The organism is Streptomyces sp. NPDC004561 (assembly GCF_053602155.1).
The window spans coordinates 1-7,475 of record NZ_JBSGDB010000434.1 but is presented as its reverse complement, the minus strand read 5'-3'; the positions used below and the strand labels follow the sequence as shown (position 1 = coordinate 7,475).

Annotated in this window: 8 protein-coding genes and 2 pseudogenes; 5 read left to right on the top strand and 5 right to left on the bottom strand. The window is 73.6% G+C overall.

What is annotated here, in order from left to right:
* Together ACWEN3_RS36840 and ACWEN3_RS36835 are read right to left on the bottom strand one after the other, a co-directional pair.
* A pseudogene (locus tag ACWEN3_RS36840) lies at positions 1-207 on the bottom strand (hypothetical protein); the annotation flags it as partial.
* A gap of 113 nt (positions 208-320) precedes the next feature.
* Positions 321-1,007 (bottom strand): TetR/AcrR family transcriptional regulator, encoded by a 687-nt coding sequence (locus tag ACWEN3_RS36835; protein WP_452980174.1) that lies wholly within the window; start codon positions 1,005-1,007, stop codon positions 321-323.
* Between the two features lie 126 nt (positions 1,008-1,133).
* Between ACWEN3_RS36835 and ACWEN3_RS36830 the strand changes: the two genes are divergently transcribed.
* The gene (locus ACWEN3_RS36830) at positions 1,134-1,583 is read left to right on the top strand and encodes a nitroreductase family deazaflavin-dependent oxidoreductase (RefSeq protein WP_452980171.1); all 450 of its coding nucleotides are present in this window, start codon (positions 1,134-1,136) and stop codon (positions 1,581-1,583) included.
* 156 nt (positions 1,584-1,739) lie between these two features.
* On the opposite strand, the gene ACWEN3_RS36825 is transcribed toward ACWEN3_RS36830, so the two are convergent.
* A complete protein-coding gene (locus ACWEN3_RS36825; RefSeq protein WP_452980168.1) occupies positions 1,740-2,972 on the bottom strand; it encodes a geranylgeranyl reductase family protein in 1,233 nt (410 codons plus the stop codon).
* A gap of 170 nt (positions 2,973-3,142) precedes the next feature.
* Here ACWEN3_RS36825 and ACWEN3_RS36820 point away from each other — a divergent pair, with 170 nt between their 5' ends.
* Positions 3,143-4,498: a M20/M25/M40 family metallo-hydrolase gene (locus ACWEN3_RS36820; protein ID WP_452980165.1), complete on the top strand. Its 1,356-nt coding sequence runs from the start codon at positions 3,143-3,145 to the stop codon at positions 4,496-4,498.
* A 102-nt stretch (positions 4,499-4,600) separates the two neighbouring features.
* Complete coding sequence (locus ACWEN3_RS36815; protein ID WP_452980163.1) at positions 4,601-5,305, top strand: MBL fold metallo-hydrolase; 705 nt, start codon at positions 4,601-4,603, stop codon at positions 5,303-5,305.
* Positions 5,306-5,314: 9 nt separating this feature from the next.
* On the opposite strand, the gene ACWEN3_RS36810 is transcribed toward ACWEN3_RS36815, so the two are convergent.
* Together ACWEN3_RS36810 and ACWEN3_RS36805 are read right to left on the bottom strand one after the other, a co-directional pair.
* Complete coding sequence (locus ACWEN3_RS36810) at positions 5,315-6,358, bottom strand: NUDIX hydrolase (RefSeq protein ID WP_452980160.1); 1,044 nt, start codon at positions 6,356-6,358, stop codon at positions 5,315-5,317.
* A 143-nt stretch (positions 6,359-6,501) separates the two neighbouring features.
* Positions 6,502-6,696 (bottom strand): hypothetical protein, encoded by a 195-nt coding sequence (locus ACWEN3_RS36805; protein WP_452980157.1) that lies wholly within the window; start codon positions 6,694-6,696, stop codon positions 6,502-6,504.
* A 181-nt stretch (positions 6,697-6,877) separates the two neighbouring features.
* Between ACWEN3_RS36805 and ACWEN3_RS36800 the strand changes: the two are divergent.
* Both ACWEN3_RS36800 and ACWEN3_RS36795 read left to right on the top strand, forming a co-directional pair.
* Positions 6,878-7,233, top strand: a pseudogene (locus ACWEN3_RS36800) (hypothetical protein).
* Between the two features lie 50 nt (positions 7,234-7,283).
* Positions 7,284-7,475 (top strand): maleylpyruvate isomerase N-terminal domain-containing protein (locus ACWEN3_RS36795; RefSeq protein ID WP_452980154.1); only part of this gene is annotated, 192 nt, incomplete at its 3' end.

Below are 7,475 nucleotides of genomic sequence, written 5' to 3'. Positions count from 1 at the left end.
AAGGACGCGGAAGCGCGGCCCATCGCCCCGCGCGACGGTAGCCGTACGATCCGCACCTCCGGCAAGGTCGAACTGCTCGGGCGCAAGACCGAGCAGCACCGTGGAGCGCCAGGGCCACGGGGCCCGCCGCGGCTCCGCCTCGTCCGGGGCGCCGCCCCACGGCGGCCCGTATCGCCACCAGTGCCCCGGGGCACGCTGCTCGTCCATGCAGGCCACGCTAGACGCCGCCGGGCCGCGCGGGCGTCAGCCGGGCGAGGTGATCACACGTACTCCCGGGGAAGTACGACCCGACCGCCCGCGCCCCGGACGGTCCCTGGCGCCTACCGCAGCCCCACGCCGTGCGCCAGCCCCGCGACCGCGTGCCGGAAGAAGGCCTCCCGTTCCTCGACAACCTTGTTGAACTGGCCGAACAGCTCGAAGCTCACCAGCCCGAACAGCTGGGCCCAGGCCGCCACCAGCGCCGCGGTCGCCTCCGGCGGCAGTCCGCCCGCGAAGTCCGCCGCCATGCGTTCGGCGTCGCGCCGCAGCCCGTCGGGCAGGGACAGGCCGGCGAGGCCGGGGCCCTCGTGGACGTCCCGGACGATGCCGATGAACACCAGACCGACCCGGGCGGCGGCCGGGACGGTGGTCTGGGGGGCGGCGTAGCCGGGCACGGGCGAGCCGTAGATCAGCGCGTACTCGTGCGGATGGGCGAGCGCCCAGCCGCGCACCGCCACGCACACCGCCGTCCAGCGGGCCACGGGAGCGGCGCCGGCGGCCGCGTCGCGCGCCCGCTCCGCCGTGTCGCCGAGGGAGTCGTAGGCGTCGATGATCAGGGCGGTCAGCAACTCGTCGCGGCTGGGGAAGTAGCGGTACAGGGCCGAGGAGACCATGCCCAGCTCGCGCGCGACGGCGCGCAGCGAGAGCTTCGCCGCACCGTCTTCCGCCAGCTGTCTGCGGGCCTCTTCCTTGATGGCCGCGGTGACTTCGATCCTGGCCCGTGCACGGGCGCCCTGTGGGGTGCTCATGCCAGCAGTCTGCCACGTGGGAGAGCGGTGCACACAAAAGAGAGCGCTGCTCTTGCTCTGGAGCACCCGTCTACCCCACACTGGAGTCAAGCGAGAGCACCGCTCTCCCAAACTGTGGGGATCACCATGTCGACGCACGTCAAGAAGCCCGGCTGGTTCACCGTCAACGTCTTCAACAAGGCCGTGGGCTGGCTCACCGGGCGCGGTGTCAGCATCTGGGGCTCCCGCGTCCTCGCGGTGCGGGGCCGCAAGAGCGGGCAGTGGCGTACGACTCCGGTGAACCTGCTGACCGTGGACGGGCAGCAGTACCTCCTCGCCCCGCGCGGCCACGTCCAGTGGACGCACAACATGCGCGCGGCCGGGGGTGGCGAGCTGCGGCTCGGCAAGAACGTGGACGTCTTCACCGCCACCGAGGTCGCCGACGACGACAAGGTCCCGCTGCTGCGGGCCTACCTCAAGCGCTGGAAGGCCGAGGTCGGCGTCTTCTTCAACGGGGTCGGCCCCGACTCCCCGGACGAGGACCTGCGCCGCATCGCCCCGGACCACCCGGTCTTCCACATCACGGTCACGAGCTGACCCGGCCCCTGGGGATCCGCCGGCCCGGGAAGCCGGCACACGCTCGGGCCGGGCAGGCGCCGAGGCGGGTCACCCGCCGACCGACCCCCCACTCACCTCGTCCGAATCCGATCCGGGACCGGCAGCGTCACGACCTCAGGCCAGGACCAAAGAAACTCACGACCCCGCCCCCTCGCCAGCCGGTGTCCGGTCCATCGCGGTCAGGGCGCGTTGCGCGAGGGGGTGGGAGCGGACGAGTTCGCCCAGGGAGGTCGAGCCCTGGGTGATGTCCCTGAACGCCCGCCATGCCGGGCGGATGCCGGTGAGGGCGGCGTGGAAGAGACCGGGCCGCTTCTCGAACGCCGCGAGCATGCGCTTGCCGACGCTCATCTCGACGCCGAGCCCCGCCTTGATCGCGAACGCGTAGTTCAGGGCCTGGCGCCGGGTGTCGACGGCGTCGTGCGCCTCGGCGATGCGGACCGCCCACTCCCCGGCCAGCCGGCCCGAGCGCAGGGCGAAGGAGATGCCCTCGCGGGTCCACGGTTCGAGCAGCCCGGCCGCGTCGCCGCAGACCAGGACCCGGCCGCGGGAGAGCGGCGAGTCGTCGGCGCGGCAGCGGGTCAGGTGCCCGGAGGAGACGGCCGGCTCGAAGCCGGACAGGCCCAGCCGGGCGACGAAGTCCTCCAGGTAACGCTTCGTGGCCGCGCCTTCCCCGCGCGCGGAGATCACGCCGACCGTGAGCGTGTCGCCCTTCGGGAAGACCCAGCCGTAACTGCCGGGCAGCGGGCCCCAGTCGATGAGGACCCGCCCCTTCCAGTCCTCGGCCACCGGCTCCGGGACCGGGATCTCCGCCTCCAGGCCGAGGTCCACCTGGTCCAGCTTCACGCCGACGTGGGCCCCTATCCGGCTGGCGCTGCCGTCCGCGCCGACGACCGCGCGGGCCAGCACCGCCTCGCCGCCCTGCAGGACGACGGCGACCGTGCGCCGGTCCGGCACCGCCGAGCCGTGCTGCTCGACCCGCAGCACCGTGACGCCCGTACGCAGCTCGGCGCCCGCCTTCTGCGCGTGCTCGACCAGCTGCTGGTCGAACTCGGGCCGGTTGATGAGCCCGAACAGCATCTGCTTGGAGCGGCGGGTGCGGGTGAAGCGCCCGTTGTTCGAGAAGGTGACCGCGTGCACCCGGTCCCGGAAGGGCAGCTCGAAGCCCGGCGGCAACGCGTCCCGCGACGGGCCGATGATGCCGCCTCCGCAGGTCTTGTAGCGGGGCAGCTCGGCCTTCTCCAGCAACAGCACGCGGCGCCCCGCGACCGCCGCCGCGTAGGCGGCCGAGGCCCCCGCCGGTCCCGCGCCCACCACGACGACGTCCCACACCCGCTGCACGTCGTCCGCCGAAGAGTTCTCGCCGCTCACGATGGTCTACTGCTCCGATCAAGCCGCTGCCGCTCCCCCAGGCCCGCGACGTCGCGCAAGCAGGAGGTAACCCGTTGTATCCCGCATCCTACGGCGGCCGTCGTCGCAGGCCGCTGTGGGAGGATCGGTCCACTCAGCAGTTCAACGTCGCACCTACGAGGAGCGTGCCCATGTCGTCGAATCCGGTCGCCGAGACCGTCGCATCGCTACTGCCCCGGGCCAAGGCGGAGCTGACCGAGCTGGTCGCCTTCAAGTCGGTGGCGGACTTCGAGCAGTTCCCGAAGAGCGAGAGCGAGGGTGCCGCCACCTGGATCGCCGACGCGCTGCGCGCCGAGGGCTTCGTCGACGTCGCCCTGCTCGACACCCCCGACGGCACGCAGTCGGTCTACGGCTACCTGCCGGGCCCGGAGGGCGCTAAAACGGTTCTGCTCTATGCGCACTACGATGTCCAGCCGCCGCTGGACGAGGCCGGCTGGACCACCCCGCCGTTCGAGCTGACCGAGCGCGACGGCCGCTGGTACGGCCGCGGGAGCGCCGACTGCAAGGGCGGTGTGATCATGCACCTGCTCGCGCTGCGCGCGCTGAAGGCGAACGGCGGCGTCCCGGTGCACGTGAAGGTCATCGTGGAGGGCTCGGAGGAGCAGGGCACCGGCGGCCTGGAGCGGTACGCCGAGGCGCACCCCGAGCTGCTGGCCGCCGACACGATCGTGATCGGCGACACGGGCAACTTCCGCGTGGGCCTGCCGACGGTGACCACGACCCTGCGCGGCATGACCCTCGTCCGGGTGCGGATCGACACCCTCGGGGGCAACCTGCACTCCGGCCAGTTCGGCGGTGCCGCCCCGGACGCGCTGGCCGCGCTGATCCGCGTCCTGGACTCGCTGCGCGCCGAGGACGGCTCCACGACGATCGACGGACTCGACGCGACGGCGGCGTGGGACGGGCTGGAGTACACCGAGGAGCAGTTCCGCACGGACGCCAAGGTGCTCGACGGCGTCGGGCTGACCGGTGACGGCTCGGTCGCCGACCGCATCTGGGCCCGCCCGGCGGTCACCGTCCTCGGCATCGACTGCCCGCCGGTCGTCGGCGCCACCCCCTCGGTGCAGGCCGGCGCCCGCGCCCTGATCAGCCTGCGCGTGCCGCCGGGCGTGGACGCGACGGCGGCGACCAAGCTGCTGCAGGCGCACATCGAGGAGCACACTCCGTGGGGCGCCCGGGTCGGCGTCGAGCAGGTCGGTCAGGGCCAACCGTTCCGCGCCGACACCTCCAGCCCCGCCTACCAGGCAATGGCCGACGCGATGACGGTGGCCTACCCGGGCGAGACGATGCAGTACGCCGGCCAGGGCGGCTCGATCCCGCTGTGCAACACCCTCGCGGGCCTGTACCCGGAGGCGGAGATCCTGCTGATCGGCCTGAGCGAGCCGGAGGCGCAGATCCACGCGCTCAACGAGAGCGTCTCGCCCGAGGAGCTGGAGCGGCTGTCGGTCGCCGAGGCGCTGTTCCTGCGCAACTACGCGGCGGGCTGAGTCCGCCACGGGGCGGAGGTGATCGCGGCCGCCGGGCCCGTTCCGTCTGCCCGCGGCAGAAGGCCCTCGTCCGCGGGCGGGGGCTCCGCCTACGGTCGGCGCATGGACGTGATCGAGCTGCTCCCGCGCCTGCACCTGCTGCGCTTCCCGGTCGGCCAGGCCTATCTCTGGGGCGACGACGACGAGTTGACGCTGATCGACGCGGGTCTGATCGGCGCCGGCCGGGCGATCGCGGACGCGATCGGGGCGCTGGGGCGCGCTCCGGGGGACGTGCGGCGGATCGTGCTGACCCACTTCCACGAGGACCACGCGGGCGGGGCGGGCGAGTTCGCCGCGCTGAGCGGCGCCGAGGTGCTCGCCCACCAGCTCGACGCGCCGTTCGTGCGCGATGAACTCCCGGGCCCCCTCCCTCGGTTCGAGGAGTGGGAGCTGCCCATCCACGCGGCGGCGGCCGAGCACCTGCCCGCGGGCCGTCCGCTGCCGCCGCCGTCGGTCACGGGCGTGGCGGACGGCGATGTGCTCGGCTTCGGCGGCGGCGCGCAGGTGCTGCACGTGCCCGGGCACACGGACGGCAGCATCGCGCTGTGGCTGCCCGCTGCGGGCGTGCTGTTCACCGGGGACACGGTGGCGGCCTCGCCGGCCGACGGCGCGGTGATGCCGGGCGTGTTCAACCTCGACCGGCCGCGGCTGCTCGCCTCGCTCGGCAGGCTGGCCGGTCTCGACGCCGAGGTGGCCTGCTTCGGCCACGGCGACCCGGTCCTGCGGGGCGCTTCGGCCGTGCTCCGCGCGGTGGCGGCCGGGTCCTGACCGGGGAGGTCAGCCGACCGGCACGCCGGCCTCCAGGTAGAGGGCGGTACCGCGCTCACGGGCGCGCAGGGCCCAGCGCAGGCGTTCGTAGCGGACCGCCGGAAGCATCCCGGCGGCCTCCTGCTCGGTGGCGAAGCGCCAGGCCCGCAGCTCCGGTCCCGGCAGCAGCACCCGGGCCGCCTCACCGGAGTCCAGACGGCCGCCGTCGAACAGCAGCCGGAGTCCGCCGAAGCCGGGCGGCGCGGGCCGTTCCCAGTCCACGACGAGCAGCCGGGGCACCTCCCGCAGCCGTATGCCGGTCTCCTCGGCGACCTCGCGCATCCCCGCGCGGGCCGGTGCCTCACCCCGCTCCACCACTCCCCCGGGGAACTCCCAGCCGGGTTTGTAGGTCGGGTCCACGAGCAGCACCCGGTCCTGCTCGTCGAACAGGAGCACCCCCGCGGCGAGGGTCTCGGCGGTGGGCTCGGGGGTCTGCACGATGTCGCAGGGGGCGACGGCACCGCTGCCGACGGCCTCCGCGATCCGTACGGCGGTCTCGTACGGGGTCAGCGCGCTGGTGTCGACGAGGTGGGCGTCGGCGGTGAGCCAGGAGGCGAGGGCGGCGCGGTAGGGCTCGATGTGGTCGTGCGACCACTGCCGGACCCGCATCTCTCCGTCGGCCAGGTCCGGCGGGACCTCCCGCCCGGCTATCCGTTCGCGCAGGATCGTTTCCGCCGGGGCGAGCAGCAGGTGGCGTACCGTGATCCGGCGGGCGGCGAGGCCGCCGAAGATCTCGTCGCGGTACTCCTCGCGCAGCAGGGTCATCGGCACCACCAGGGTCCCGCCCAGCTCGGCGAGCATCGCGGCCGCCGTGTCGACCACGAGCCGGCGCCAGATCGGCAGGTCCTGGAAGTCGCCGACCTCGGCGAGGCGCTTGGGCGGCAGCAGGTGCGTGAGCGTCCCGCCGACGACCTCGGGGTCGAAGAGCGTGCTGTTCGGGATCAGCTCGATCAGCTCCCGTGCGGTCGTGGTCTTCCCCGCACCGAACGCGCCGTTGATCCAGACGACGGTCACGGACTCCCCCTCTTCTGTTTGGCCCCCTGTGGCTTGCCCGCTCCACCCTGCCACGGAAACCCCGCCCCGGTGAGGGCGCCGCCGCGCGGGTGCCGGGGCCCCAGGGCTGCGGGGCGCCGGCACGCACGCGGCGGAGCGCCGGGCTACCGCTCCCCGAGGTCGCCGTGGTCGGCGGGGGCCAGACTGTCCTGGCCGACGAGGTCGCCGGCCGAGTGGAGGGTGCCGGAGACGTTGAGGTCGTCGAGGGCTCCCTTGTCCGCGGCGTGGGACGGGGTGACGGCGGCCACGACGAATCCGGTGGCGAGCGTGGCCAGGGCGAGGATGCTGCGCTTCTTCATGCCCTGATCAACTGTGGAACCCGCCCGGGGTCACGCGGATACCCGCGAGCGGTCGACATCGGTGCTTGCCGCCCTTCCCCGGGCGTCGATATCCCCTGGCCCCGGTGGTCGCCGGACCGGTAACGTCCGGCATCCCGTCCCGCCCGGTCCGAGGGCGGGCCACGACCGGAAGAGCGGCCGCATGACCAGGACGCGCGCCACCACGACGCTCTGGCGCCCCACCGGTCCCGAGGAGCTGGATCTGGTCCGCGAGCTGGAGTGGCGGGCGTGGCCGCCCGGACTGCCGGAGCAGCCGATCTTCTATCCGGTGCTCGACGAGGACTACGCGATCCGGATCGGGCCCGCGACTGGAACGTCAGGTACGACGGCGCCGGTTTCGTGACGCGCTTCGAGGTGGACACGGAGTTCCTCGGCCGTTGTCCGGTCCGTCGGGCCGGTGGCGAGAGCATCCTCGAACTGTGGGTACCGGCCGATGAGTTGACCGAGTTCAACGCCCATATCGCCGGCCGGATCGAGGTCGTGCACGAGTTCCGGTGAGCCGGTCCGGGCGCTTCGGGGGCAGGGCACCGCGAGTGGCAGGAGTTCAGGTGCAGCATCCCTTCGGGTCCGCGACGGCCGGCGCGGGACTCGGTGATCTGATCGAGGACGTCGTCCGGTCGGCGGACCGGCTCGGCGCGGCCGCGGCCGGTCTGTCCGACGCCGGACTGCGGGCGCCGTCGCGGCAGCCGGCGTGGACGCGTGGGCATGTGCTCGCCCACGTCTCCCACAGCGCCGACGCC

What these genes read in the sequence shown, in the direction of transcription:
- ACWEN3_RS36835 (WP_452980174.1), bottom strand. Translation starts at nt 1,007, where the DNA reads ATGAGCACCCCACAGGGCGCCCGTGCACGGGCCAGGATCGAAGTCACC.
- ACWEN3_RS36830 (WP_452980171.1), top strand. Translation starts at nt 1,134, where the DNA reads ATGTCGACGCACGTCAAGAAGCCCGGCTGGTTCACCGTCAACGTCTTC.
- ACWEN3_RS36820 (WP_452980165.1), top strand. Translation starts at nt 3,143, where the DNA reads ATGTCGTCGAATCCGGTCGCCGAGACCGTCGCATCGCTACTGCCCCGG.
- ACWEN3_RS36815 (WP_452980163.1), top strand. Translation starts at nt 4,601, where the DNA reads ATGGACGTGATCGAGCTGCTCCCGCGCCTGCACCTGCTGCGCTTCCCG.
- ACWEN3_RS36805 (WP_452980157.1), bottom strand. Translation starts at nt 6,696, where the DNA reads ATGAAGAAGCGCAGCATCCTCGCCCTGGCCACGCTCGCCACCGGATTC.